A 24,000-nucleotide genomic window follows, 5' to 3' on the forward strand; every position below is an offset into this window, starting at 1 on the left:
TTATAAATTAGGTTATTATCTAATAATTGTTTGCCTAGGGCAATGATAGATTAAGTTTTCCTTTCTGTTATAATTCTAAAAAGTTTTTACTTTTCAAAAGGCAATTATGAAAATCCTCATCACAGGCGGTGCGGGCTTTATTGGCTCTGCGGTGGTGCGCCATATTATTAACCACACCCAAGATACAGTTATCAATCTAGATAAATTGACCTATGCAGGTAATTTGGAATCGCTTGAAAGTGTGGCTAATAGTCCTCGTTATCATTTTGAACAGGTAGATATTTGTAATCGTGCAGAGTTAGATCGTGTGTTTACTCAATATCAGCCTGATGCAGTCATGCATTTGGCGGCTGAAAGCCACGTAGATCGCTCTATTGATGGACCAGCGGCATTTATTGAAACCAATATCGTTGGTACTTACACATTATTAGAAGCTGCTCGTAACTACTGGAATGGCTTACCAGACGATAAAAAATCCGCATTCCGTTTCCACCATATTTCAACCGATGAAGTTTATGGCGATTTAGAAGGGACGGACGATCTATTCACCGAAACCACGCCTTATGCCCCGAGTAGCCCTTATTCTGCGTCCAAAGCATCTAGCGATCATTTAGTGCGTGCGTGGTTACGCACTTATGGTTTGCCAACGATTGTAACCAACTGTTCTAATAATTATGGGCCTTTCCACTTCCCCGAAAAATTGATTCCATTGATGATTTTAAATGCAATCAGCGGTAAAAAATTGCCTGTTTACGGCAATGGTATGCAAATTCGTGATTGGTTGTTTGTCGAAGATCACGCACGAGCCTTGTATAAAGTGGTTACCGAAGGGGCGGTAGGTGAAACCTACAACATTGGCGGACACAATGAAAAAGCGAACATTGAAGTAGTGCGTACCATCTGTGCCTTATTGGAAGAACTTGTACCAAATAAACCAGCAGGGGTCGCAAAATACGAAGATTTGATTACCTATGTAACAGACCGACCAGGACACGATGTGCGTTATGCGATTGATGCAGCAAAAATTGGGCGTGAATTGGGCTGGACACCGCAAGAAACTTTTGAAAGCGGTATTCGTAAAACGGTGGAATGGTATTTAGCCAATGAAAACTGGTGGAAGCGTGTGTTAGACGGTTCATACAATATGGAACGTTTAGGCACAAAATAGGGGGAAAAATGAAAGGGATTATTCTCGCAGGCGGTTCTGGCACTCGCCTTTATCCGATTACTCGTGGCGTATCTAAACAGCTTTTGCCTGTTTACGATAAACCGATGATCTATTATCCGCTTTCCGTGTTAATGCTAGCCGGAATCCGTGAAATACTCATTATTACTACCCCTGAAGATAACGCCAGTTTCCGCCGTTTACTGGGTGATGGTGCTGATTTCGGTATTAAATTGGAATATGCTATTCAACCTAGCCCTGATGGTTTAGCACAGGCATTTTTAATTGGCGAAGAATTTATCGGTGATGAGAGTGTTTGCTTGGTATTAGGTGATAACATTTTCTATGGGCAAAGTTTTACTCAAACACTACACAATGCCAAAGCCGATGCAGAACAAGGCAGAGCAACCGTATTTGGCTATCAAGTCAAAGATCCTGAGCGTTTTGGTGTCGTGGAATTTGATGAGAACTACCGTGCAGTTTCGATTGAAGAAAAACCAAGCCAACCAAAATCCGATTGGGCAGTAACAGGCTTATATTTTTACGATAATCGTGTGGTGGAATTTGCCAAACAAGTTAAACCTTCGGCACGTGGAGAGCTAGAAATTACCACTTTAAATGAAATGTATCTCAATGATGGCTCGCTTAATGTGCAAATTTTAGGGCGTGGCTTTGCTTGGTTAGATACAGGCACGCACGCCAGCCTTCACGAAGCTTCTTCATTTGTGCGTACGGTGCAAAACATTCAGAATTTACAGGTAGCATGTTTAGAAGAAATTGCGTGGCGAAATGGCTGGCTTTCATCGGAACAAGTTGAACAAATAGCCAAACCAATGAGCAAAAATGAGTATGGTCAGTATTTGTTACGCTTAATCAAAGGAAACGAATAATGGCAAAATTTTTGATTACAGGTGCAAATGGGCAAGTCGGATTTTGCTTAACGCAGCAATTGCAAGGTAAAGCAGAAGTATTAGCCGTAGATCGGGATAAATTAGATATTACCGATCGTGAGGCGGTATTTCGTACGGTTGCAGAATTTCAACCTGATGTGATTATTAACGCTGCAGCTCATACAGCGGTCGATCGTGCGGAAAGTGAAACAGCATTATCTGAAGCGATCAATGTTAATGGGGCAAAATATCTTGCCGAAGCGAGTGCGGAGATTGGTGCGTTAATGCTACATATTTCCACTGATTATGTGTTTAATGGGCAAGGCAACCAAGCTTACACAGAAGATGATCGTGTTGATCCGCAAGGTGTTTATGGCAGAACCAAACAAGCGGGTGAAATAGCGGTATTAAATGCAAACCCTAAATCGGTGATACTACGTACTGCTTGGGTGTTTGGTGAACACGGGCATAACTTTGTCAAAACTATGTTGAGATTAGGTAAGGAACGTGAAACACTTGGTGTAGTAGCCGATCAAATTGGGGCGCCAACCTATGCAGGGGATATTGCAGCGGCATTGATTGAGATTGCCAACCAAATTTTAACAGGCAAACATAATGCGTTTGGCATATACCATTTTAGCGGACAGCCTTACATCAGCTGGCACGGCTTTGCCGAAGAAATTTTCCAACAAGCCATTTTGCAAAAAATGCTAGAAAAAGCACCGCTTGTGAATGCCATTTCAACTAGTGATTATCCAACACCTGCGAAACGCCCGGCAAATTCTCGTTTGGATTTAACGAAAATCCAACAGGCGTTTGGTATTAAACCAAGTGATTGGCGTAAAGCCTTGTTGCATTTAAAAGATTATCAGGAAAAACAATGAAAATTATTGAAACGAAAATCCCAGAAGTTAAATTATTAGAGCCACAAGTTTTCGGTGATGAACGAGGCTTTTTTATGGAAACTTTCCGAGATGAATGGTTTAAGCAAAATGTGGCAAATCGCACTTTCGTACAAGAAAATCATTCAAAATCCGTAAAAGGTGTATTACGTGGTTTACATTACCAAACAGAAAATACGCAGGGCAAATTAGTCCGAGTAGTGAGTGGAGCAGTGCTTGATGTGGCAGTGGATTTACGCAAAAGCTCACCAACTTTTGGGCAATATGTTGCTGAAATTTTATCAGCTGAAAATAAACGCCAACTTTGGGTACCCGAAGGCTTTGCACACGGTTTTTATGTGTTAAGTGATGAGGCAGAATTTGTATATAAATGCACCGATTATTACAATCCAAAAGCGGAGCATTCCTTAATTTGGAATGATCCTTCTGTGGGAATTGAATGGCATTTAGAAGGTGAGCCTAGCTTGTCTGCGAAAGATTTGGCTGGGAAAAGTTTACAGGATGCTGTAACATTTTAGGAATAAAACGAATGTTATTATCTAAATTAATTTCATCTTGGAAGTATGGTGAACTTTTAGAACAATTGGTCGTAAAAGATATAAAACTCAAATATCGCCGTAGTTATTTGGGCTATGTTTGGAGTATTCTTAACCCATTATTAATGATGATGGTATTGGTGGTTGTATTCTCTAATATTTTCCGTTTTGATATTCCCAATTTCCCAGTTTATCTTCTTGCAGGTCAAGTTATTTTTGGCTTTATGGCAGAAGCAACAAATAGCTCTGCAAATGCTATTGTTGAAAATGCACCTTTATTAAAGAAGACCTATTTACCTAAATATATATTTACGCTATCAAAAGTCACTAGTGCATTAGTGAATTTTTTATTTTCTTTGATCGCATTATTTATTGTTGTTATATTTAGCGATGTAGAAATTAGCTGGAGTTTATTGTTTTTCCCTATTGTTATAGTACAGTTATATATTTTTAGTTTAGGACTAAGTTTCGTTCTATCTACTATTTCTGTGTTTTTTCGAGATATACAATATCTCTGGAATGTATTTGTTACAATGTGGATGTATCTAACGCCAATTTTCTATCCAGTGAGTATTATTCCTGATAGTTACCGTAACTTATATACAGCTTTAAACCCTATGTATCATTATCTTTTTCAATTTAGAGAGATAGTTTTATATGGTAATGCCTTATGTATGTTTGATATATTTTGTGGTTTAACAATTTCAGTTTTGGTATTCATTATAGGGTTGTTTGTTTTTAGTAGAAAACAGGATGAGTTTATTTTATATATATAATTATGGATAAAGATATTGTAATTGATGTAAGTAATGCTTCAGTTATTTTTAATAAGTCTTCGGAAAATGTAACTGGCTTGAAAGAATATGTAATAAAGCTGTTAAAAAAAGAGCTGATGTTTGAAGAATTTTATGCTTTAAAAGATATTAACTTCCAAGTAAAAAAAGGGGAGTCTTGGGGGTTGATCGGTACAAATGGCTCAGGTAAGTCTACTTTATTAAAATTAATTTGTGGTATATTAAAGCCCTCTAGAGGCAATGTTAATATTACTGGAAATATTTCTCCTTTGATTGAATTAGGAGCAGGTTTTAATTGGGACCTGACCGCTAGGGAAAATATTTATCTAAATGGTGTGATACTGGGATACAGTAAAAAATTTATTCAAGAAAAATTTGATGAAATAGTTGAATTTGCAGAGCTGAAAGATTTTTTAGATATGCCAATTAAAAATTTCTCGTCAGGTATGGCTGCACGTTTGGGTTTTTCTATTGCCACAGTTGTAAAACCAGAAATTCTTATTGTTGATGAGGTTTTAGCGGTTGGAGATATTGCTTTTCAGCAAAAATGTCAAAAACGAATGGAAGCTATGTTAGCTGATGGTACTACATTACTATTTGTTTCTCATACGGCGGATCAAGTGAAAGAGCTGTGTCAAAATGCAATATGGTTAGATAAAGGGTGTGTAAAAGAGATTGGCTTTACGGATACCGTATTACAATCTTATCACCATTATTTAGGTGTCGTTAATTCTTAAATTATTATATCCAAGGTTATTTAAATGGAAAAACAAAATTTGCCTAAGTCTAATTCTGATATGGAAATGTATTTAATATCACAATTAAAAGATAAATATGAAGAGATTTCTAATTTAAAAGAGAAGTTTATGCATAGCAATCAAAATAATAGATTACTAAAGCATAGTTATCAACAAAAGAAAAAAGAGTTTGAAATAGAGGTAAGATCTAAACAAGAAGAAATTATTACCTTAGGGCATAAAGTAGAATTATTAGCACAAGTTAATGCTAATCTGCATGCTGATGTACGATCTTTGAGAGCAACAATTGCTTTATTTGAAAATAGTCTTTCTTGGAAAATAACAAGACCGCTAAGAATAATGATGAAGATCATAAAAAAATCTCTTTCATTATTATCTAGAATTGCTAAAGAGCCTAGCCTTATTAAGAAAGGAATTATTGCGACTAAAAAATACGGTGTTAAGTATGCAATTAATAAAGTGTTAAATATTACTAGAGATGTGAATAATCGTGTATCAGTAAATAAAGCTGTATTTGAACTACATAAACAGAGACAGATTTATATCTTAACAACAAAGCATTGTTTTTTCATAGCGAAATTAATTCAGGAAAATTTGAACAAATTAAATATATCCTCTGATATTGTTTATGGTAAGCCTGTAAATGGATTTGGTGATGGTATACATTTTGTTATTTGCCCACAGATGTTTGATGAGTTACCGAGCGTTTATATTGCCTTTCAATTAGAACAATCAGTCAGCTCTCGCTGGTTTACAGATAATTATATTCGTACGTTAGAGAATTCTTATGCCATCTTTGATTATTCTTTAGAAAATATCAAGTTTTTACAATCTAAAGGATTATATTATCAACAAATTTATTTTATGCCTTTAGCTTATAATGCTTATTACGCAGAAGATTATATAAGTTCAGATAAAGAAGAGTATGATGTTTTATTTTATGGGGATATAAATAATGAACGTCGTAAGAAATTTATTGAAAATCTATCTAAGAAATTTAAAGTAAAAATAGTTAAAGATGTTTTTGGAGAGGAGCTTTATAAAGAGCTAAATAAGGCAAAAGTTATTGTGAATATTCATTATTATGAAGGGGCTTTGTTAGAAACAACCCGTTTATATGAGTGTCTTTCTTTGAATAAGCTAATAGTTTCAGAAACAAGTTCAGATATTGATAAACATAAAGATATGCAAAAATGTATTGATTTCATTGAAGTTGGCGATGTTGATGCTATGTGTGAGAGAGTTGACTTTTGGCTTAAAAATGATGAAAAACGTAAAGAACAGATTCGATTTAATATTGATTATTTAAATCAATCTCCGAATTGGTTTGAGTATTATTTTATGCGTTTTATGCTAGCAAATGATTGGATTGACTTTGAAAAATTCTATGAAATTGCTGGTCGCCATATTCATTTTGATACTGACTTTATCTGTTTAGGATTACCTGAATCAGTAGATCGTATTACTGATTTCGAAAAAGATAACCACTATAACATTCAGTTATTCCCGGGGTTGAGGCATAAAAAAGGCTGGATTGGTTGTGGAATGAGCTATAAGTTTATGCTTAAAAAAGCTCAAGAACAAAAAATAAAACAAATTACGATTTGTGAAGATGATGTTGAGTTTAAACAAGGCTTTGAACAGAAATATAGCCAAATTAAGGACTACTTGAATAGTAAGAATGATTGGGATGTTTTTTCAGGATTGATTGCTGATTTACATAGTAATGTAAAAATATTAACTATAGAAAATAGTAACGGTAATGCCTATATTCACCTTGATAAAATGACAAGTATGGTCTTCAATATTTATTCAGAGAAGTTTTATCCTAAATTATTGGCTTGGGATGAAAAAAATCATAATGTTGAAGAAAATGCGGTAGATCGTTTTATCGAAAATACTGTGGAATGTATAACAATTACGACTAACCCATATTTAGTCGGACATAAAGAAGATTTACATTCAACATTATGGGGTGCGAATAATTCTATTTATTCAGAAATGATTAAAACAAGTGAAAGAAAATTGTCTGAGAAGATAAAGAATTTTAATCATAAAGTGTAATGATAGCATTTAATTTAATTATTCCAACTTACAATGCGGGTTCTCTTTGGAAAACTTGGATCAATCGTTATCAATCACAATCGCTGAAAGCAAATAAAGTAATTGTGATTGATTCGTCATCTACAGACAATACCGCCATGCTTGCTAAGCAAGCGGGCTTTTTTGTGCATAAAATTGCAAAATTAGATTTTAATCACGGTGGAACTCGGGATTTAGCAGTACAGTTTGCTGATCCGCAGTGTGAGATTTTGGTGTTTATGACTCAAGATGCACTACTTGCCGATGAGAATGCGTTAGAAAACTTACTTAAACCGTTTGAAGATCCTCAAGTGGCAGCAGTTTGTGGACGACAGCTTCCACACTCCGATGCCAATCCGTTGGCTGCTCACGCACGGTTGTTTAATTATCCGTCTGAAAGTCGAATAAAAACAAAAGAGGATATTGCTGATTTAGGTATCAAAACGGTATTTATGTCAAATTCTTTTGCTGCGTATCGTAAAAGTGTTTTTAAGCAGTTAGGTGGTTTTCCCAGAAATACCATTCTTGCTGAAGATATGTATTTAAGTGCTAAAATGATTTTAGCTGGCTTTAAAGTTGCTTATTGTGCAAAAGCTGTTGTGCAGCATTCTCACAATTATACTCTTAAACAAGAGTTTCAGCGTTATTTTGATACGGGGGTTTTCCAAGCTTGTGAGCCGTGGATTGGGCGGCAATTTGGTAACGCTAGTAGTGAAGGTAAAAAATTTGTCTGTTCTGAATTAGGCTATTTAGCTAGAAATGCACCGCTTTGGTTACCTAAAGCATTCTGTTCAACCCTTTGTAAATATATTGGATTCAAGCTAGGTTTACATTGGAAAAAACTTCCTTCTACTTGGAGGCAGAAGTTAAGCATGCATGGTTTTTATTGGGAATGGAAATGATAGTGGGTATAAAAATACGATGAAAAAGCAAATTTATTCAAAATATATTTTAGCACTCACAGATCTTTGTTTTTTTACCTTGTCATTGCTGTTAAGCATTATACTTTTATTTTATATATCGAATGATTTTGAAACCTATGTGCCTTTAAATGAAGTTTCAGATAGGCTAGCAATTCATTTTTCGTTAGTCTGTTTTGGTGTACTATGGTTCTGGCTACGCCTACGTCATTACACCTATCGTAAACCCTTCTGGTTTGAACTTAAAGAGATCTTACGTACCTTGCTTATTCTTGCTGTTATGGAATTGGCAATTATTGGCTTCTCTAAGCTCTATTTTTCTCGTTATTTATGGGCAATGGTTTGGTTAATCTCTTTCATTTTAGTACCACTTGGGCGGATTTATTTGAAAAAGTGGCTAATTAAGCGAAAATTCTATCTGAAAAAAACAATCATCATAGGCGGTGGTGAAAATGCAATAGATGCTTATCGCGCATTGCAAAGTGAACCTTATTTAGGTTTGAATGTAAAATATTTTGTTTCAGATAAGCCATCAATTGAGCTTTCAAAACTAGGTATTCCCGTTATCCAGAATTTTGAAAAGGGTCTGTGGAAATTAGTTAGCGATAAATCGGATCAATTTATTATTGCACTAGATGATAATGATGTAGAAGAGAGGGATAAATGGTTACGCTATCTTTCTAAACAGAATTATCGCTCTGTCTCCGTGATTCCAAGCTTGCGTGGGCTGCCACTTTATAGCACAGATATGTCTTTTTTATTTAGCTATGATGTGATTTTGCTTCGTATTAATCATAACCTTGCAAAGCGTTCTTCTCGCTTAATTAAACGTAGTGTAGATATTGTTTTATCTAGTGTTGGTTTAGTTATTCTTGCTCCACTATTTGTATGGTTAGCGGTAAAAATTCGTCAAGATGGTGGCAAAGCGATTTATGAGCATAAGCGTATTGGGCAAAATGGCAAAATATTTTCTTGTTTAAAATTCCGCACAATGGTGCTAAATTCTGAAGAGGTTTTGCAAAATTTATTGAGAAATGACCCGCTTGCAAAAGTAGAGTGGGAGCGAGATTTTAAATTAAAAGATGATCCAAGAATAACTCCTATTGGATATTTCTTACGCCGTACGAGTCTAGATGAGTTACCTCAGCTATGGAATGTGCTAAAGGGAGATATGAGCCTAGTTGGTCCTCGTCCTGTCGTTAAAGAAGAGCTTGCCCGCTATCACGATGAGGTGGAGTATTATTTAATGGCAAAACCTGGAATGACCGGTCTGTGGCAAGTGAGTGGTCGGAATGATGTAGATTATGCTAAACGAGTTTATTTTGATACGTGGTACGTAAAAAATTGGTCACTTTGGAATGATGTAGTGATTTTATTTAAGACAATGACTATTCTTATAACAAAGAAAGGCGCATATTAAGCTTATTTTGATAAATAGCCTGCTTGCTGGAAATTCACTATAATAGGTTTGTGAATAGCAATTATAAGGAATTTCTAGCATGAGAAATGAAAGAATAGGTGTACTGTTAGCGAATTTAGGTACGCCAGATGAGCCTACCACGCCGGCGGTTAAACGCTATCTTAAGCAATTTTTGAGTGATCCTCGAGTTATTGATCTGCCTAAATTGAAATGGCAGCTTATCTTAAATCTTTTTGTTTTACCTAAACGTTCGCCGAAAGTAGCAAAAGCTTACAAAGGTATCTGGACAGAGCAGGGCTCACCATTGTTAGCTATTTCCCGCCAACAGCAAAGATCTCTCCAAACTTATTTTCATGCTAAAGGCAAAGATGTTGTGGTGGAATTAGGTATGAGTTATGGCTCTCCAAGCATTGAAAGCGCGGTTTCTAATTTGTTACAGCAAAATGTTGAGAAAATCATTGTATTACCGCTTTATCCTCAATACAGCTCAAGCACGACTGCTTCGGTGTTTGATGCTTTTGCCCGAGGACAAGCGCAGCATAAGAAAATGGTGCCGTTTGAATTTATTCATAATTACCACAATCACCCACTTTACATTAAAGCCTTAGCCAATAGTGTGCAATTAGCAGAAGATGAGTTATTACTTTTTTCATTCCATGGTATTCCACTGCGTTATGCGGCGGAAGGCGATTGTTACCCTGAACATTGTCAAACCACGGCTAAGTTAGTGGCAAAAGAATTGGGATTGACTGAAAAACAGTGGTTTATGTCGTTTCAATCTCGCTTTGGCGATGAAGTTTGGCTACAACCGTATACTGATGAAACATTAATGCGCTTTCCTCGCGAAGGAGTGAAAAAGGTGGCGGTGATTTGTCCTGGATTTGCGGCAGATTGCCTTGAAACAATCGAAGAAATTGCCGAAGAAAATAAAGAAAACTTTATCCATGCAGGTGGGGAAAGCTATCGTTATATTGAAGCATTAAATGCGAAAGCTGATCATATCAAGTTACTGGTAAGTTTAATTGAAGAGAAAATCTAAATTTAAGCGCGCTACGATCACGATCATTTTACAACTATGCGGTGATAATGGTGCGCTTGTTATAGGAGCAAGCATGAAAAAATTATTCATTTCCCTCATTTCATTGGCAGTCTTGAGCGCTTGTCATGGCACAAAAACATATCAAAGTACATTAACTGAAGGTATGGATGACAATGTTGCTCCACAGCATGATTTTTATCGTTATGTAAATGGTAAGTGGCAAGAAAGTGCTCAAATTCCGGCTGATCGTACCTCGTGGGGGACGTTAGCCGAGTTGAATGAAATTAATGAAAAACGCGCTATTGCGTTGTTACAAGCGGTGATTTCTGAGCCAAAATTTGCAAAAGATCCGCGTGCTATGCGTTTAAATGCACTCTATCAAACTTATACCGATTTAGAAACCAGAGAACAATTAGGGCTTGCCCCAATTCAGTCCGAGTTGGCAAAAATCGACCAAATTAAAACATTGGCGGATTTAAATCATTACCTCATTGAGGAGACCAAACAAGGTAACGAAATGCTATTTGGCTGGTCGGTATTTGCACATCTCAAAAATTCGCGCCAAAACGCTATCTATTTTAGTAATCAAGATTTAGTTTTAAGCAATGATTACTATCAAAAAGATACACCGGAAAATCGTCAGACGCTCAAGCTCTATCAAGACTATATTGCACAAATGCTGCGTTTTATTGGTGAAAAACAGGCAACGCAAAAAGCCAAAGCGATAGTTGCTTTTGAGAAGCTAATTGCGCAAAGTTTATTCACAAATGAAGAAGGTCGCGATATTGAAAAACGCTATAACCCCTACTCTATGGATGAATTGGCTACACTAAGCAAAAATATTAACCTTGCTGATTATTTACATGCTGTGGGGGTAGAAACGGATGAGGTGATTGTATGGGAGCCTCGCTGGATCAAGCGGTTTGATTCTTTGATTAATTTGCAAAATTTAGCGGTGATCAAAGATTATTTACGTTTTCGGACAATTTCTGATGCCGCGCCTTATTTAAATAAAGCGCTAGACGATGCCAGTTTTACTTTTTTTGGCAAAAAATTAGTGGGACAGCAACAGCAGCGTTCACTAGAAAAGCGGGCATTGAGTTTGATTAACGGGCAAATTGGACAAGAGTTTGCGCAATTCTATGTGGACAAGTTTTTCCCTGTAAGAGCTAAACAAGATTTAAATAAAATGGCTGGTTATTTGGTTAAAGCTTATCATCAACGGATTGATAATTTAGCTTGGATGTCAGAAACCACTAAGCAGAAAGCGAAAACGAAATTAGATAAATTTATTGTAGAAGTGGGCTATCCAAATAAATGGAAAGACTACAGCCAGTTGAGTTTGAAAACAACAGAGCAAGGCGGTAATCTTTATCAAAATTTGCAAGAAATTGCAAAATGGAACTATCAGGATGCTTTACGCAAAGTTGGAAAGCCAGTTGATTTATACGAATGGGGCATGTTGCCGCAAGTAGTCAATGCTTCTTATAGCCCATTGATGAATCGTATTATCTTCCCTGCTGGGATTTTACAAGCGCCACTATATGATATTCATGCAGATCCTGCGGTAAATTTTGGTGCTATAGGGGCGATTATTGGGCATGAAATTACCCATGGTTTTGATGATAGTGGCTCAAAATTTGATGGTGATGGCAATCTTACTGATTGGTGGACAACAGAAGATCGTCAAAAATTTGAAAAACTTGCCGATCAATTAGTTGAGCAATTTAACCAATTTGAAGTTGTCCCAAAAGTGTTTGTGAATGGCCGCTTTACCTTAGGTGAAAATATTGCTGATTTAGGTGGTTTGAGCATTGCTTATGATGCTTTAAAACTGTATGAGCAAGATCATGGGCAAGTACCATTGATTGAAAATCTAACCCAAGATCAACGATTTTTTATGAGCTGGACACGCTCATGGCGCAACAAAGCTACAGTGCAAGCGCTTACTCACCAAGTAAAAAGTGATCCTCATGCACCTGGGCAATTTCGTGCATTTGCCCCAATTCTAAATATTCATGGTTTTCACAATGCATTCGCAACTAAGCAGGGGGATGCAATGTTTAAACCGATTAATCAACGTATTCAAATTTGGTAAAAAACTGCTCGGATCTGCCCGCTTGTGACCATTTATCGGTTCAGGCTGGGCGGAAAATCGGGTAGAATAGCTAAGTTTTTAATCTTTAAGAAAGGATATCCAGAATGAAAAGAGTGGTGATCACAGGCTTAGGCGTGATTTCAAGTATTGGTAACAACAAACAAGAAGTGTTGGAATCTCTCAAGGCGGGTAAATCAGGGATTGAATTTGTACCAGAATTCGCTGAAGTTGGTATGCGTAGCCAAGTTGCAGGAACAATCAAATTAAACCCAGCGGAACTTATCGATCGTAAAGTGTATCGTTTCATGGGGGATGCAGCAGCTTACGCATATTTGTCAATGAAAGAAGCCATTACTGATTCTGGTTTAACCGAAGAACAGGTTTCTCATGAACGTACCGGCTTGGTGATTGGCGCAGGAACAGGTTCTGCACATAGCCAATTAGTGGCATGTGATGCAGTTCGTGGTCCACGAGGCGTAAAAGCTGTGGGGCCTTATGCAGTAACTAAAACCATGGCATCAAGTGTGTCTGCTTGTTTAGCAACACCATATAAAATCAAAGGCGTGAACTACTCTATTAGTTCTGCTTGTGCGACTTCAGCACACTGTATTGGGCATGCCATGGAGCTGATCCAATTAGGTAAGCAAGATGTTGTTTTCGCAGGTGGTGCGGAAGAACTTTCTTGGGAATGTGCAACAGAATTTGATGCAATGGGTGCAGTTTCAACTAAATATAATGATACTCCAAGCAAAGCAAGCCGTGCTTATGATGCTAATCGTGACGGTTTTGTGATTGCTGGCGGCGGCGCGGTTGTTGTTGTAGAAGAGCTTGAGCATGCCTTAGCGCGCGGAGCTAAAATTTATGCTGAAATTGTTGGTTATGGTGCGACCTCTGACGGTTATGACATGGTTGCACCGAGCGGTGAAGGTGCAGAGCGTTGTATGCGCCAAGCCTTAGCAACGGTTAATGGTGAAATTGAGTACATCAATGTGCATGGTACTTCAACACCTGTGGGTGATGTGAAAGAGTTAGGCGCGATTCGCAATGTATTTGGTGAGCAGAAACCTGCAATTTCATCAACTAAATCAATGACAGGGCACTCACTAGGTGCAGCAGGTGCGCATGAGGCTATTTATTCATTGTTGATGTTAGAACACGGTTTTATTGCACCAAGTATCAATATTGAGACTCTAGATGAACAAGCCGAAGGTTTGAATATTGTCACCGAGCGCCAAGATAAAGCGCTCACAACAGTGATGTCAAATAGCTTTGGTTTTGGTGGTACTAACGCCTGCTTAGTGTTCCAAAAATATCAAGGTTAATTTTAATTACGAATGATTTAAAGCGTAGGCAGAGGTCTACGCTTTTTGTTATGTTGGAGTGTATGATGAAATTAAGACAGCTTTTTGCTTTATTGATGTTAGGTCTAGCAAGTTTTGCTAGCGCGAATGTATCGATGGAAATGTTTCAAATGAATCGTCAAGTTGGTGGTTTGATTAATGCCACTTCAGTAGAAGCTTTCCAACAAAGTGCAACAGATTTTGTTAAAGCCGCAAATGAAGCTCGTGAAAAAATGCCAAGAAGCCTGATTGATGAGCCTGAGCGTTTTGAAGGTTACCAAAAGGCGATGGATGAAGTGATTGATATCGTCATGACAGCCTATGAGCTGGCGGGGCAGGGTAAACTTGAGGAAGCGAAAGCGCTTGCAAGTAAGTTAAACCAGCTTAAAAAGCAGTATCATACTGAATATAAATAGTTTACAAGCGGTCGATTTTTGTAAAAAATGTGCAAAGATCTCCTGCTTATTTAATATTCTATATGCAACAAACTTCTTTAACCCGTGTTTTTGTGGCGATGGCTGCAATCGTGATTATTTTAGCTGGCGTAAAATTGGCATCTGAAATAGTGATCCCTTTTTTACTCTCGCTATTTATTGCGATCATCTGTTCTCCGATTATTCAAGCAATGACTGCGCGGAAAATTCCGCTTTGGCTGGCAATCTCTCTACTTCTTGTACTGTTTGGTACGGTGTTTATGTTTTTAGCCGGTCTAGTCAATAGTGCTGTGCGCGAGTTTAGCGCCTCGATTCCTCAATATAAACTCTTACTCTTAGAGCGTTTAACTACCTTAATGCAGCTGGCACAACGTTGGGATATCCCGCTTGCCCTATCGCGTGAGCAAATTTTAGAGCTGTTTGACCCGAGCATTATTATGAATTTTGTTAGCCGCTTGTTACTAAGCTTTTCAAGCGTGGTCACCAATATTCTGATTTTGCTGTTAGTGGTTGTGTTTATGTTATTTGAAGCTCCAACAGCAAAACATAAATTGGCTGTTGCATTAGGTGGGCGTGGGCAGAGTATTAATGCCAAGGAGAACCATATTGATCGTGTATTGCAAGGCATCATTAATTACCTTGGTGTGAAAACAGTCATTAGTTTGACTACCGGAATTGCTATTTGGATATTGCTTGAAATCTTCGGGGTGCAATACGCAGTATTGTGGGCAACCTTAAGTTTTTTATTTAATTACATTCCCAATATCGGCTCTTTTATCGCGGGTGTACCGATTGTGGTGCAAGCATTGCTACTCAATGGGTTTTCAATCGGTTTTGGTGTGCTGATTGGGGTAGTTGCAATAAATATGCTGATTGGCAATGTGATTGAGCCCCGTATGATGGGCAGACGCTTGGGGCTTTCAACCTTGGTGGTATTCCTTTCTTTGCTCTTTTGGGGGTGGTTACTCGGTACTGTCGGCATGTTACTTTCCGTACCCCTGACCATGGCATTAAAAATTGCGTTAGAATCTAGCCCTAGTACGCTTCGTTACGCAGGGCTATTGGGCGATGTTCCTGAAGAACTGAGTGAACAAGCGGATTAAATTTGTGTAAAAAATGCAAAAGCCAATCTACTGATTGGCTTTTATTATGCTACTTAGTCCCTGTAAATGCACCTTGTACGGAACTATCCTGGGCAGTATTGTTGGTACTAAATGTGCCAGTAACCCCTTCAGCATGCTCACCGGTAAAAATACCTTGGTAAGTACCGCTGCCATCACCTTTGGCGTTAGGTAGGAAACCATACCCATAGTTAAATTGAGCATCACCGCTAAAGCCAACCATATCGTCCGTAATTTTAATTTCACTATTTTTGAAGCTAATTATTTCTGCTGCTTGACCAAGCTCTGCTCGTTTTGCCATATTGGCTGCGTTTGTATTTACAATGCCACCACTGATGTGGTTATCTTTGACATTGAGTGTCAGCTCATATTGATATTCACCTTGGTTGGTTTTTTCCATTAAGGTTATGTAATTCATCGTAGAGAATGCAGCACTGCCTTTATAAGTCGCATCTACCACAGCAGCCTTATCTGTCGTTGCTGTTTTCGCTAATGCCATAAAATGGTTAAATGGCGAGTTACCTCCGCCAATACTTTCCGAATAATTTTCACGAACTACCGCATACCCACCATAGTTATTGGCTGTAGTGGTGAGTAGTGTACCTGCCGGCAATTTAGCATTAGCGCCAATTAAACTGTTAATATTTTTGTTTTCCGTCATGGCTTGCTTTTGCAATGCAGTACCTTCTGCTAATGCTTGAGCCAGCTCGGTTTTGCTCACAGAAGTATCGCCCAAGACGTAATTAGTTGCTTTTTCTAATAGTAAGCGAGCGGTTTCTTCTGTCGCTTTTTGTTTATCAGCTTCAGCTTGCTGTTTTTCTGCTTCGAGTTTGGCTTGTGCTTCTTTTAAGCGCGCTTCTTCTTCGGCAATACGTTGTTTTTCTTGTTCACTACTGGCAAGCTGTTTTTGTAAATCTAACATTTTATTTTGCAATTCAATAACGGTTTGATTTGCGGCTAATTTAGCAGCTTGTGCATCCTCTAATTGCGCCTGTAGTGCACTACTATTTTCTTTTTGCTCAGCTAATTCTGCTTGTAAGCTGTTTAACTTGGCTTGCGCACTTTCTGCAGCTTGTTGCGCTTGTTCTAATTTTGTTTGTAGCTCTGCTAAAGCGGCGTTGTTATCTGTGGTTGTTGCTGAGTTAGCTCCTGCTTGAATTTGCTGAGGAATGGCACCAGTCGAACTACCCCCAGAACATGCAGTGATGCCCATTGTAAGAAGTATAGATATAGCTAAGGTGATTTTTGATTTCATACGAGATATTCCTTTGATGCTTGTAATAATCGCAGACAATTTTACGCTGATGCAAAATAATTTCAAACGGAATGCAAGTTATTCTCAAGAAAGGATCGTTCCCAATAAAATAACTGCTGATTTTTTGTGGTACTAAAAAGGCGAGTAGCTTATTTGCTCTCGCCTTGAGAATGTATTTAGAAACGATATGCTGCAGTGGCAGAAAATGCATTGCCTTTTAATTTATCGCCATGGTATTTTAAGTTGCTACGCAGATACTCTGCACCCACTTCAATGTCGTTTGATATGGCATATTTTGCACCCGCGCCATAACCAAAACCTTTGAATGTACCAATATCCCCGACTTTGCTTAAGCTGTAATTTGCTTTAACGTATGGTAGTAAATCAGGTAAGACACGATAACCCTGCGCATAGCCTAGGCTGAATTGATTTTTTTGTTTGGTATCATTAAAGATTTTGCTACTGCCTAGTTTTGCTTTCCCTTCTACAATACCAAGTACGTTATTGCCATAATCAAGCGCATAATCCAGCACAAAGTTAGCACCAGTGGCCTGCTTGCCCTGTAAGTTGCTATTTTTGTATTTAACGGTGGTGAGATCAAGCCCAACACCTACACCAGTAAAAGTTTCACCGACTGGGGCAGCGAAAGTAGATACAGAAAGAAAGGCTGTTGCCATCATTGCTAATTTTTTCATGATCAATCTCCAGTTAAAAAATAGGCGTGCAGTTTAACTGCGATACGCAGTTTTGTAAATTTTTTGCCATTTTGTACCGCTTGTATTACCAATTATAAGCTGCTCCAAACCAGTATTGGCGACCTAGCTGATAAGAGATACTGTCGGCATCGCTACGAGAAGAAAGCAATTTTGAATTAGTGTTTGCGGTTGCAACTCGGCTGTTAAATACATTCAGCACATCAACGCTCAGTTCTAATTTTGTGGCTTTAGGCAATGGTATTTCATACAAGAAACTCCAATCGACCACAAAGGCTTTTTTATGCTGGACGGTACGGTAAACACTGACTTTATCTCCGTCGGCACGGCAGCCGTTAGAAAAGACAGTTTCGCCACAAATTCCTCGTTTAAAACCGTGCGAGGTATAGCCTGGACGATAATTAAGATAGTGTGTCCATTTAAAATTATATTGTGGTAAATCCGTGTTAATTTCTAAAAAGGCATTCCAGCGGGCATCAAAGTTAAGCGCTGGTAGTACACCTCGCATAGCATTAAAATCATCATAACTTTGATCGTTGTAAATATAATAATCACCACGGGTCTGTGAGTCATCGCTAATACTGGTTTCTTCGCTACTTGAGCTGTTCAGATAACCAGTTAAGCTATTGGACTTAATTTTCTGTAAATTAAAACCCAGTTGATAGCTTAATTCTAGTGCGCCCCAACGTAGAGGTTGCATATTACGCAGCACAAAAGTGAGGCTGTTGGAGTGGTTTTCACCATCATTGCTCATTACGGTTGCTTTGACTGTTCTGCCATTTAGGGTTATTAGATCATTTTGATCGGTATAAGACATAAATTGTCTTTGCCCATGACGATAAACATATTTGGCACTAAAGAGCTGATCCCAAAATTGCATGCTAAAACCGAAGTTAGCCTCATCACTATATGGCGTTTTGAGATGGCGAATATTGTTATAACGTATCCAGCGATTGTAATTTAACAACTCATATTCTGTGTTGCCAGCTTTACGATAGTGCAATTCATCGGGTGGAATAGTAGAACGTAATGCATTGGCTAAAATATTTCCCGAGTAGTAGCGGTTTAAGCCTCCTGAAATGGTGAATTTTTTCTCACCGATGATATCCCAATTAAACATAAAGCGAGGCGCAATGTTGAGGTTTTTTAAGAATGAATCATAGGTGACATTCATCGCGGGGTGTAATTCCCAACCGCCAAAAGTCCATTCATCATCAAAATACAGGCTATAATTATTTACTAGTGCTTTGCCATAATATTGTGGATAACGAATTAACATGGTCTGGAATTGTTCGTTCGGTAAGCAATCGGTACAGTCTGAAGGCACTACAATCTTACCACTTTCCCAATCGCTACGAGAGATTCCTGCTTTAGGATCGGTATTATAGTAAAAACGCGCATCATGTGGGCGCGCGGAAGTCGCTCTTGCCAAGCTAGCCGACCAACCAAAATCTAGTTGATGCGTTCCCCATTGGGTTTCGATAGGGAGCATTTCGTAATCTTGTTTGAGTGTCCATGTTTTCGTTTCAGTATTTAGCTCTCCTAGGCCTCCTTCACGCGAGAATGCACAATATGGCATGCCATTTTTACGCAAAACAGAGGAACACCAATCCAGAGACGTATTTGGCATATTCCCGATCCAAATATAGCGAGGTGCATTGGTATCATATTTCACACGGTTACGCTGGTAGCTATAGTCTAGAGAGGTTTTGACTTGACCGAAATGATCAATAAATAATTCAGAGCTTAATGCTGCTCGATAACCGCCGCCTGAAGTGCTATAACGCCCATTTTTTATGTTATCCGCGTAATAGACATTTTTATGCGGAGAGTAGATAAAACTGGCGTTGAGCTTATGGCTATCTGATGCCCAATGCGTTGCCTTTAACATATAAGTTTCGGCAAGACGCTTTTCTTCCACCCGCTGTCCGAGCAACCAATGATTTTCTGGAATGAATGATTGTGTGCGATTGTAAGAAAACAATAGCGCAGTTTTATCACTTAACGGCTGATTTGCAGTTAGATTATAGATATGTTTACGAAATTCAGGCTGAATATTATTCAATGCATCGTTATAGGCAATTTGTTCAGATTCTTGAGGATTGAAATGGAAATAAGTCCAACGATCACGCGTAGTTCGATAGCTAATCCGCCCGCTAGCCTTTTGTGGATCGGCATCTTTGAGTTCGGCATCAACTACCCCGCCAGTGAAGTTGGTGTATTTGGCTGGCACATTACTATCATAAATACTGATTTTACGCAGCAGAGCGCTATCAATTTGAAAAGATTCGGGAGAACCTGGGGCAAGATATAAATTTGCACCGACTTCAAAGGAGTTTTCTACCGAATTATAGCCGCCGTTGCTATACCCTGGGTTGATAATATCGTTGTTAGATAAACCATCGATTAAAAATAAGTTGTTATAGTACGGCTCCCCATGAAAACTGACCAGTTCAGGTTCAATCTCTCCACCTTTCACGGAGTTATTACTATTATTAGAATAGTGAATCGCGCCGTTTTTTCGCAGTAAGCTGTTAATCGTACTATTGCCTTTGGGAGTTCGTTTGATTTCTGCTTCGCTCAATTGCTGTGGTTTATTATTGTGAGAATGAACTTCCGCGACAACCTCAATGGTATCAAGCATTTCAATGTCATTATTATCGGGGGCATTTTCATTTGCCAAGGTGCAAGTGGAATAACTTGCGAGTGCGGTGAGCACAAGATGATAAATCGGGGAATAGGTAAAACGCATAAGACTCTCCCAAAGATAAATAATAAGAAAGCATAATGAGAATAGTTTTTGGAATCAAGGGGATAGCAAATTGGGAACGTTTTTTGCAAAAAATTCCTAAAAACTAACCGCTTGTTTTGTGATCTTGTTCGCAAAATTTCTAGCCAGAAACAGTGGTTTCTCACATGCCAAAATGCCATTTGATTACGCAATAGTGGGAAGGCCGGCATTTTTTGCGTATAATATGCCTCATTATTTTTGACGAGAAGTACAGATGAATAGCAGAATTTTAGCGACTGGCAGTTACATGCCAGCTCAGATCCGCACTAATGCGGATTTAGAAAAAATGGTAGATACCAGTGATGAATGGATTTTTACTCGTTCGGGCATGCGTGAACGCCGTATCGCAGCAGATGATGAGACCGTTTCGAGTATAGGCTATTTAGCCGCAAAAAATGCCTTAGAAATGGCAAACATAGATCCACAAGAGATTGATTTAATTGTGGTAGCAACGACCAGCAATTCGCATGCTTATCCAAGCGCTGCTTGCCAAATTCAAGGTATGCTCGGTATTGATGATGCCATTGCTTTTGATGTTGCTGCTGCTTGTACCGGCTTTGTATATGCCCTTGGTATTGCAGATCAATTTGTGAAAACTGGCAAAGTGAAAAAAGCCTTGGTGGTTGGTGCTGATATTAACTCACGCAAATTAAACCCAGAAGATCGTACCACCCTTGTTTTGTTTGGTGATGGTGCAGGTGCCGTGATTTTAGAGGCAAGTGAGCAGGAAGGGATTTTATCGACTCATCTGCACTCATCTAGCGATAAAACTAGCGCTTTAGTGCTACCAAATGAAAATCGCCAAGATAATCAATCGGGTTATATTTCAATGCAGGGACAAGCAACATTTAAACTAGCCGTACGAGAATTAGCGAATGTTGTCGAAGAAACCTTGGCTGAAAATAATTTAGATAAATCCGAATTAGATTGGTTAATTCCACATCAAGCGAATATCCGTATTATTTCAGCGACCGCAGATAAACTCGGCATGGATATGTCACAAGTAGTGCTGACGGTAGAAAAATACGGTAATACCAGTGCAGCAACTGTGCCGGTGGCGCTGGATGAAGCTGTCCGCGATGGACGTATTAAACGTGGACAATTGCTCCTTCTTGAAGCTTTTGGTGGCGGTTGGACTTGGGGATCAGCGCTCGTTCGTTTTTAACAAGCGCTTGAAATTATTCAATATTTTACAAAATCACTTAACAATAGGCGGAAGAAATTCCGCCTCTCACATTTTATTTACTATGTCAGAAAAAATTACCTTTGCCGATAAAAAACGTAAAACCGTTGAGCAAGCTGAATTTACCGAAGATGGTCGCTATTTGCGCAAAGTACGTAGCTTTGTATTACGCACGGGGCGCTTGAGCGACTATCAACGCGATATGATGAACAACAACTGGGCAAATTTAGGCTTGGATTACCAAGCGACACCTTTTGATTTTAAAACGATTTTTGGCAACGAAAACCCTGTTATCTTAGAAATCGGTTTTGGTATGGGGAAAAGCTTGGTTGAAATGGCAGAGGCAAATCCCGATAAAAATTATATTGGTATTGAAGTTCATACACCGGGTGTCGGTGCATGTATTGCTTATGCCTTAGAAAAAGGGATAAAAAATTTGCGTGTGATTTGCCACGATGCGACTGAAATTTTACGAGATAGCATTGCCGATAATAGCTTAGGTGGTTTACAGCTCTTTTTCCCTGATCCTTGGCAAAAAGCGAAACACCATAAACGTCGCATAGTGCAGCCTGCCTTTGTTGAACGTGTCATTGAGAAATTAACGCCAAACGGCTTTGTGCATTTTGCAACAGATTGGGAAAACTATTCTGAACATATGTTGGAAGTATTACGCCAATTTCCACAGCTAAAAAATCAGTCGGCCACTAATGATTTTATCCCGCGTCCAGATTTTCGCCCGCTTACCAAATTTGAAGCGCGTGGGCATAAATTAGGACATGGCGTTTGGGATCTCTATTTTGTGAAGAAATAGTGTTAGAATAAATCTGAACTTAATTCCTATAGGAGAAGAAAAATGACTCAACCAATCCGTAATCGCAGACAGCGTAAAAAAATGCACTTAGCTGAATTCCAAGAATTAGGCTTTTTAGTTAAATTCCAATTTAAAGATGGCACAGGTATTGATCAAATTGATGCCACTGTTGATCGTTTTATTGATGAAGTCATCAAAGCGAACGGCTTAGCGTATGAAGGTAGTGGTTACTTACACTGGGAAGGCCTAGTTTGCCTAGAGAAATTGGGTAAATGCGATGAATCTCATCGCCAACTCGTGCAAAAATGGTTAGAAGATAACGGCTTAACTGAAATTGAAGTGAGTGCGTTATTTGATATTTGGTGGGATTTACCAATTAATGAGTAAAAGCAAAGCAAGGGGCTTTAAGGCCCCTTGTGCAATTATTTAGGAGTAGAATTTTGGAGTTTCTCGCCCCTATTCTTGCCCTTGTTATTGGGCTGTTTAATTTCATTTTAATTTTGCGAGCATGGTTACAATATTGTCGTGTTGATATTCGTTTGCCAATTTCACAGACTATTCTGCGTCTGACTTCACCCATTGTTGATCCTGTCAGTAAATTTATTCCAACAGTACGTCGCATTAATTTTGCCGCAATCTTTTTAGCCGGTGTTATTGTGACGATTCAATTTTTGATTTTAGGTATCGACCCAATGAGTGCAGGCATTATTGGTGTACTCAGTATTTTGAAAACTTTCGGGCAAATCCTGTTTTATACAACATTAATTCGGGCGCTAATGAGCTGGGTAACACAGGGAAATCATCCATTGGATTACCTCATTGCTCAAATCACCGAGCCGGTATTAGGGATAATCCGCAAAGTGCTACCGCGCACAGGGATGTTAGATTTTTCAGTGATGGTGCTTGGCTTCGGTTTGCTATTGCTTAATAATGCTATGCTTCGTGTATTTGGCGGACTTTGGGTATTAGCATAAGGAAAGCATATGCAAGCGGTCGAAATGTGTGAAAATCCGCAAGGTTTACGTTTACGGATTTTTTTACAACCCAAAGCCAGCCGAGATCAGATTATCGGTTTACACGATAGTGAACTCAAAGTTGCTATTACTGCGCCACCTGTTGATGGGGCGGCAAATGCACATTTATTGAAATATCTAAGCAAACTATTCAAAGTCCCTAAAAGCAGTATTAGGCTAGAAAAAGGCGAGTTGCAACGGCATAAACAGATTTTTATTCCGCAACCCAAACAAATCCCTACGGAAATTTTGCAAATTTTAGAGCAAAATTAAGCGCTTGCAGAATGGAAATCCAGCCGTCTAGATTGCAAGATGGCTAAATTTTGATTAGAATGCCAGCCGATTTTAGTAACTAGAGTAGGAAAAAGCATGGCAGATTGGAATGGTGAATATATCAGCCCCTATGCGGAGCATGGTAAAAAAAGCGAGCAGGTTAAAAAAATAACAGTTTCTATCCCGATTAAAGTGTTAGAAATTTTAACTAATGAACGCACCCGCCGTCAAATTCGTAATCTACGTCATGCAACAAACAGCGAGTTGTTATGTGAAGCTTTTTTGCACGCGTTTACGGGGCAACCATTGCCAACGGATGACGATTTAATGAAAGAGCGACATGATGAGATCCCAGAAGAAGCCAAAGCACAAATGCGAGAGCTTGGGATCAATCCAGATGAATGGGAATATTAGTCCCATGCCCAGCCCTGCATTTGCGGGGCTATTTTTTAACTAAAAGGA

At 38.6% G+C, this 24,000-nt stretch carries 23 protein-coding genes; 20 read left to right on the forward strand and 3 right to left on the reverse strand.

Translation table 11 applies throughout. The features are described from left to right. The first annotated feature begins 106 nt into the window (after positions 1–106). The 14 genes from rffG (at position 107) to F542_RS01635 (ending at position 15,481) form a co-directional block, all read left to right on the forward strand. Complete coding sequence (gene rffG, locus F542_RS01570; protein WP_015433344.1) at positions 107–1,168, forward strand: dTDP-glucose 4,6-dehydratase; 1,062 nt, start codon at positions 107–109, stop codon at positions 1,166–1,168. A gap of 8 nt (positions 1,169–1,176) precedes the next feature. Beyond that, positions 1,177–2,055, forward strand: coding sequence for a glucose-1-phosphate thymidylyltransferase RfbA (gene rfbA / locus F542_RS01575; protein WP_015433343.1), 879 nt, complete (start codon positions 1,177–1,179; stop codon positions 2,053–2,055). Then, complete coding sequence (rfbD, locus tag F542_RS01580; RefSeq protein ID WP_015433342.1) at positions 2,055–2,939, forward strand: dTDP-4-dehydrorhamnose reductase; 885 nt, start codon at positions 2,055–2,057, stop codon at positions 2,937–2,939. The genes rfbA and rfbD overlap by 1 nt, the downstream gene beginning before the upstream one ends. Further along, on the forward strand, positions 2,936–3,475 hold the full coding sequence (rfbC, locus tag F542_RS01585) for a dTDP-4-dehydrorhamnose 3,5-epimerase (protein ID WP_015433341.1): 540 nt from the start codon (positions 2,936–2,938) through the stop codon (positions 3,473–3,475). The genes rfbD and rfbC overlap by 4 nt, the downstream gene beginning before the upstream one ends. Before the next feature lie 11 nt (positions 3,476–3,486). Continuing rightward, positions 3,487–4,269 carry an ABC transporter permease gene (locus F542_RS01590; protein ID WP_015433340.1) on the forward strand — a complete coding sequence of 261 codons (783 nt, stop codon included), beginning with the start codon at positions 3,487–3,489 and terminating at the stop codon, positions 4,267–4,269. Between the two features lie 2 nt (positions 4,270–4,271). Continuing rightward, the gene (locus F542_RS01595; protein ID WP_015433339.1) at positions 4,272–5,024 is read left to right on the forward strand and encodes an ABC transporter ATP-binding protein; all 753 of its coding nucleotides are present in this window, start codon (positions 4,272–4,274) and stop codon (positions 5,022–5,024) included. A 24-nt stretch (positions 5,025–5,048) separates the two neighbouring features. After that, entirely contained in the window at positions 5,049–7,109 is a 2,061-nt protein-coding gene (locus tag F542_RS01600) for a glycosyltransferase family 25 protein (RefSeq protein WP_015433338.1), read from the forward strand. After that, complete coding sequence (locus F542_RS01605) at positions 7,109–8,029, forward strand: glycosyltransferase (protein WP_015433337.1); 921 nt, start codon at positions 7,109–7,111, stop codon at positions 8,027–8,029. Before F542_RS01600 ends, F542_RS01605 begins: the two co-directional genes overlap by 1 nt. A gap of 19 nt (positions 8,030–8,048) precedes the next feature. Beyond that, positions 8,049–9,467: an undecaprenyl-phosphate galactose phosphotransferase WbaP gene (gene wbaP, locus F542_RS01610; RefSeq protein WP_015433336.1), complete on the forward strand. Its 1,419-nt coding sequence runs from the start codon at positions 8,049–8,051 to the stop codon at positions 9,465–9,467. A gap of 79 nt (positions 9,468–9,546) precedes the next feature. Then, positions 9,547–10,506 (forward strand): ferrochelatase, encoded by a 960-nt coding sequence (gene hemH, locus F542_RS01615; RefSeq protein ID WP_025266748.1) that lies wholly within the window; start codon positions 9,547–9,549, stop codon positions 10,504–10,506. 73 nt (positions 10,507–10,579) lie between these two features. Further along, positions 10,580–12,604 (forward strand): M13 family metallopeptidase, encoded by a 2,025-nt coding sequence (locus F542_RS01620; RefSeq protein ID WP_025266749.1) that lies wholly within the window; start codon positions 10,580–10,582, stop codon positions 12,602–12,604. 104 nt (positions 12,605–12,708) lie between these two features. After that, positions 12,709–13,926 carry a beta-ketoacyl-ACP synthase I gene (gene fabB, locus F542_RS01625; protein WP_025266750.1) on the forward strand — a complete coding sequence of 406 codons (1,218 nt, stop codon included), beginning with the start codon at positions 12,709–12,711 and terminating at the stop codon, positions 13,924–13,926. 62 nt (positions 13,927–13,988) lie between these two features. Then, entirely contained in the window at positions 13,989–14,360 is a 372-nt protein-coding gene (locus F542_RS01630) for a cytochrome b562 (RefSeq protein WP_025266751.1), read from the forward strand. Positions 14,361–14,422: 62 nt separating this feature from the next. Beyond that, a complete protein-coding gene (locus tag F542_RS01635) occupies positions 14,423–15,481 on the forward strand; it encodes an AI-2E family transporter (RefSeq protein ID WP_015433331.1) in 1,059 nt (352 codons plus the stop codon). A 49-nt stretch (positions 15,482–15,530) separates the two neighbouring features. Here F542_RS01635 and F542_RS01640 read toward each other — a convergent pair whose 3' ends face one another. The 3 genes from F542_RS01640 to F542_RS01650 form a co-directional block, all read right to left on the reverse strand. Beyond that, positions 15,531–16,754 (reverse strand): hypothetical protein, encoded by a 1,224-nt coding sequence (locus tag F542_RS01640; RefSeq protein WP_025266752.1) that lies wholly within the window; start codon positions 16,752–16,754, stop codon positions 15,531–15,533. 176 nt (positions 16,755–16,930) lie between these two features. Beyond that, positions 16,931–17,449 (reverse strand): porin family protein, encoded by a 519-nt coding sequence (locus tag F542_RS01645; RefSeq protein ID WP_015433329.1) that lies wholly within the window; start codon positions 17,447–17,449, stop codon positions 16,931–16,933. Between the two features lie 85 nt (positions 17,450–17,534). Then, on the reverse strand, positions 17,535–20,219 hold the full coding sequence (locus F542_RS01650) for a TonB-dependent receptor (RefSeq protein WP_015433328.1): 2,685 nt from the start codon (positions 20,217–20,219) through the stop codon (positions 17,535–17,537). Positions 20,220–20,472: 253 nt separating this feature from the next. Here F542_RS01650 and F542_RS01655 point away from each other — a divergent pair, with 253 nt between their 5' ends. The 6 genes from F542_RS01655 to metJ all read left to right on the forward strand — a co-directional run bounded on the left by F542_RS01655 (position 20,473) and on the right by metJ (position 23,952). Further along, entirely contained in the window at positions 20,473–21,423 is a 951-nt protein-coding gene (locus F542_RS01655; RefSeq protein WP_025266753.1) for a beta-ketoacyl-ACP synthase III, read from the forward strand. A gap of 82 nt (positions 21,424–21,505) precedes the next feature. Then, positions 21,506–22,252 (forward strand): tRNA (guanosine(46)-N7)-methyltransferase TrmB, encoded by a 747-nt coding sequence (gene trmB, locus F542_RS01660; RefSeq protein WP_015433326.1) that lies wholly within the window; start codon positions 21,506–21,508, stop codon positions 22,250–22,252. Between the two features lie 42 nt (positions 22,253–22,294). Continuing rightward, the gene (locus tag F542_RS01665; RefSeq protein WP_025266754.1) at positions 22,295–22,639 is read left to right on the forward strand and encodes a YggL family protein; all 345 of its coding nucleotides are present in this window, start codon (positions 22,295–22,297) and stop codon (positions 22,637–22,639) included. 53 nt (positions 22,640–22,692) lie between these two features. Beyond that, on the forward strand, positions 22,693–23,226 hold the full coding sequence (locus F542_RS01670; protein ID WP_015433324.1) for a YggT family protein: 534 nt from the start codon (positions 22,693–22,695) through the stop codon (positions 23,224–23,226). Positions 23,227–23,235: 9 nt separating this feature from the next. Beyond that, complete coding sequence (yggU, locus tag F542_RS01675; RefSeq protein WP_015433323.1) at positions 23,236–23,538, forward strand: DUF167 family protein YggU; 303 nt, start codon at positions 23,236–23,238, stop codon at positions 23,536–23,538. A 96-nt stretch (positions 23,539–23,634) separates the two neighbouring features. Continuing rightward, the gene (gene metJ / locus F542_RS01680; RefSeq protein ID WP_015433322.1) at positions 23,635–23,952 is read left to right on the forward strand and encodes a met regulon transcriptional regulator MetJ; all 318 of its coding nucleotides are present in this window, start codon (positions 23,635–23,637) and stop codon (positions 23,950–23,952) included. Positions 23,953–24,000 lie beyond the last annotated feature (48 nt).

The organism is Bibersteinia trehalosi USDA-ARS-USMARC-188, assembly GCF_000521725.1.
Taxonomy (GTDB): Bacteria; Pseudomonadota; Gammaproteobacteria; order Enterobacterales; family Pasteurellaceae; genus Bibersteinia; species Bibersteinia trehalosi.

Bases quoted from the DNA above. Each gene is read 5' to 3' on its own strand.
- rffG (WP_015433344.1), top strand. From the start codon at position 107: ATGAAAATCCTCATCACAGGCGGTGCGGGCTTTATTGGCTCTGCGGTG.
- rfbA (WP_015433343.1), top strand. From the start codon at position 1,177: ATGAAAGGGATTATTCTCGCAGGCGGTTCTGGCACTCGCCTTTATCCG.
- rfbD (WP_015433342.1), top strand. From the start codon at position 2,055: ATGGCAAAATTTTTGATTACAGGTGCAAATGGGCAAGTCGGATTTTGC.
- rfbC (WP_015433341.1), top strand. From the start codon at position 2,936: ATGAAAATTATTGAAACGAAAATCCCAGAAGTTAAATTATTAGAGCCA.
- F542_RS01590 (WP_015433340.1), top strand. From the start codon at position 3,487: ATGTTATTATCTAAATTAATTTCATCTTGGAAGTATGGTGAACTTTTA.
- F542_RS01595 (WP_015433339.1), top strand. From the start codon at position 4,272: ATGGATAAAGATATTGTAATTGATGTAAGTAATGCTTCAGTTATTTTT.
- F542_RS01600 (WP_015433338.1), top strand. From the start codon at position 5,049: ATGGAAAAACAAAATTTGCCTAAGTCTAATTCTGATATGGAAATGTAT.
- F542_RS01605 (WP_015433337.1), top strand. From the start codon at position 7,109: ATGATAGCATTTAATTTAATTATTCCAACTTACAATGCGGGTTCTCTT.
- wbaP (WP_015433336.1), top strand. From the start codon at position 8,049: ATGAAAAAGCAAATTTATTCAAAATATATTTTAGCACTCACAGATCTT.
- hemH (WP_025266748.1), top strand. From the start codon at position 9,547: ATGAGAAATGAAAGAATAGGTGTACTGTTAGCGAATTTAGGTACGCCA.
- F542_RS01620 (WP_025266749.1), top strand. From the start codon at position 10,580: ATGAAAAAATTATTCATTTCCCTCATTTCATTGGCAGTCTTGAGCGCT.
- fabB (WP_025266750.1), top strand. From the start codon at position 12,709: ATGAAAAGAGTGGTGATCACAGGCTTAGGCGTGATTTCAAGTATTGGT.
- F542_RS01630 (WP_025266751.1), top strand. From the start codon at position 13,989: ATGATGAAATTAAGACAGCTTTTTGCTTTATTGATGTTAGGTCTAGCA.
- F542_RS01635 (WP_015433331.1), top strand. From the start codon at position 14,423: ATGCAACAAACTTCTTTAACCCGTGTTTTTGTGGCGATGGCTGCAATC.
- F542_RS01640 (WP_025266752.1), bottom strand. From the start codon at position 16,754: ATGAAATCAAAAATCACCTTAGCTATATCTATACTTCTTACAATGGGC.
- F542_RS01645 (WP_015433329.1), bottom strand. From the start codon at position 17,449: ATGAAAAAATTAGCAATGATGGCAACAGCCTTTCTTTCTGTATCTACT.
- F542_RS01650 (WP_015433328.1), bottom strand. From the start codon at position 20,219: ATGCGTTTTACCTATTCCCCGATTTATCATCTTGTGCTCACCGCACTC.
- F542_RS01655 (WP_025266753.1), top strand. From the start codon at position 20,473: ATGAATAGCAGAATTTTAGCGACTGGCAGTTACATGCCAGCTCAGATC.
- trmB (WP_015433326.1), top strand. From the start codon at position 21,506: ATGTCAGAAAAAATTACCTTTGCCGATAAAAAACGTAAAACCGTTGAG.
- F542_RS01665 (WP_025266754.1), top strand. From the start codon at position 22,295: ATGACTCAACCAATCCGTAATCGCAGACAGCGTAAAAAAATGCACTTA.
- yggU (WP_015433323.1), top strand. From the start codon at position 23,236: ATGCAAGCGGTCGAAATGTGTGAAAATCCGCAAGGTTTACGTTTACGG.
- metJ (WP_015433322.1), top strand. From the start codon at position 23,635: ATGGCAGATTGGAATGGTGAATATATCAGCCCCTATGCGGAGCATGGT.